Raw genomic sequence first — 2,072 nt, 5'->3', positions numbered from 1 at the left:
ACCTGGGCGAGCCGCCACCCGACCCCACCGACTACCCCTACAGCTTCGCCGAGGACGACCTCGCCGGCCTGGACTTCAACGACCTCCCCCACCACCGACCCCCGGGGGCTGCGCGCGCCGAGCACACCGACATCCCCGCTCTGCGCGCGGACCGCGACGCCGCCTACCGCCACCTACGCCAGCTGGAAAAAGCCATCCTGGGCGGGGCTGGTGGACCCGCCGAACACGCCGCCGCCGCCGAACTCGCCGACCTGCGCCGCCGCCACCACCAACAGCGGCCCCTGCACCAGGCCCTGGCCCACGCCCACACCCGGTGGGTGCACGCCGAAGACGCCGCCGCGCTGCACGCCACCCTGCTCGACCAACTCGACGCGGTCATCACCGCGGCAACCGGCCGCGCCGACGACAGTGCCGCCGCCCGCTACCGCGCCCACCGCGAGCAGGTCACCGGAAACACCGCGCGCATCACCGCTGCGCTGCACACCGCACGCACCCGCCTCGATGACGCCCGCACCGCCCTGCTCGACGCCGCCGGCGGCCCCGCAGCCATCGTCACCGAACACCACATCCAGACCCGCCGCGCCGAAGTCATGGCCACCGACACCGCCACCCTCAACGAGGCCCGCTGTGCGGCCCGCGCCCTGGATGACCAGCTCTGCCGGGCTGAAGCCGCGGCGGCCCGCGCCCTGGCGCAGCGCCCCACCCACGCCTACGATCTGGCCGCCGACCTCGACGCGGTGCGCGCCGAGGTCGCTTTCCTGCAGGCCGCCAGCACCGTCAGCCCCGCAGCCCTCTACTACCCACCCGAGACCGCGCTCGCCGACCTCGACGACACCCACCGCCGCGTCGTCACCGCGATCACCGCCAACATCCACACCGTGCAAGCACTGCACCTACACCCCGGCGCCGACAAGCACGGTGCCCTGGCCGCGCTCGTGGCAACCGCACACGACCAGAATCACCGTGTGCTCGCGCTGACCGCCAGCCCGGCAGCCCGCGATTACGCCGCCCACCACTGCTACGCCGACGCCAGCGGCCACATCGACAGCGCCCGCACCACACTCGGCAAGACGCCCCTGAAACTGCCTCTGGGCAGTCTGATCGTCGTCGACGACGCCGACCACCTCAGCACCGACAACCTGCACCGGCTCACCAACGCTGCTGCGGCCACCAACACCAAACTCATCCTCATCACCACCGGCGACCACCACCACCAACCCGCACATACCCTGCTCGCCGCGCTTCACCACAACTCCACCGCCGCCCACCAACTCGGCATCCCCGAACCCGACCCCAACCCGGCCCCGCGCACCGCCATCGAACGCGCCGAACACCACCTCGCCACCACCAGCGCAACCAGCACCACCCGCGACCAAGCCATCGAACTACTACGCCAGCGCACCCACATCGTCGACCGCCTGCGCGACATCGCCGAAGCCGCCGCCCACATCGACAACCTCACCACCTCAGACCACCACATCGCGCACGGCGATCGCGGACTTGGGTTGTAGGACACGACGACTGCCGTCGCCGACACATTCTCCACGTGGACTAAGCCGACCCATATCCGGACGCGAGTCGCATAGGGAAGGTGATGAATCTGAGCGCAGCCGCGCCCGCAGCCAGCCGCGGAATCCCGCGGCGACCGCCACCTTCCAGGGCCGAACCTGTAGCCGCTCAATACTTTTTGGCCTGCTGGCGGAACGGGTCTCCGGCCAAATCGATAGGATTGGGTCGTCTTAGCGCTCGACTATGCCGGGTTCAAATCGCATCACCCGCGTCCGAGACTGCTGAACGGACAGCCACCACGGCCCGTCGGGCGTTGAATCCACGTGGGCCGCGATTGCGTCCCACCGAGTGGCCAGCCGCACCAGCTGATCCCACGGCCGCGCGTTTCCGACCACGCCGTGCAGATGGACGACTTTGAGCTTGTGCCGCAGAGCTATTCGAGATTCAATCGGTCGTGTCCTGATCCGGCGGTCATTAGTGATTAGGGGCTCTTCGCAATTGAGGGTGTAGGGCGGTCAGCTGTTTTCGACTGGTGATCGGGGGGTCTGGTTGGCTGGGGGTGT

The 2,072-nt window shown here is 69.4% G+C and carries 1 protein-coding gene; it reads left to right on the top strand.

What is annotated here, in order from left to right:
* Positions 1–1,511 (top strand): AAA family ATPase (locus AO501_RS13840; protein ID WP_156452547.1); only part of this gene is annotated, 1,511 nt, incomplete at its 5' end.
* Positions 1,512–2,072 lie beyond the last annotated feature (561 nt).

Origin of the sequence: Mycobacterium gordonae (genome assembly GCF_001417955.2) — a bacterium.
Taxonomy (GTDB): Bacteria; Actinomycetota; Actinomycetes; order Mycobacteriales; family Mycobacteriaceae; genus Mycobacterium; species Mycobacterium gordonae_B.
Note: the sequence above shows the minus strand (reverse complement) of the source record. Positions and strands in the feature narration are given on the sequence as shown.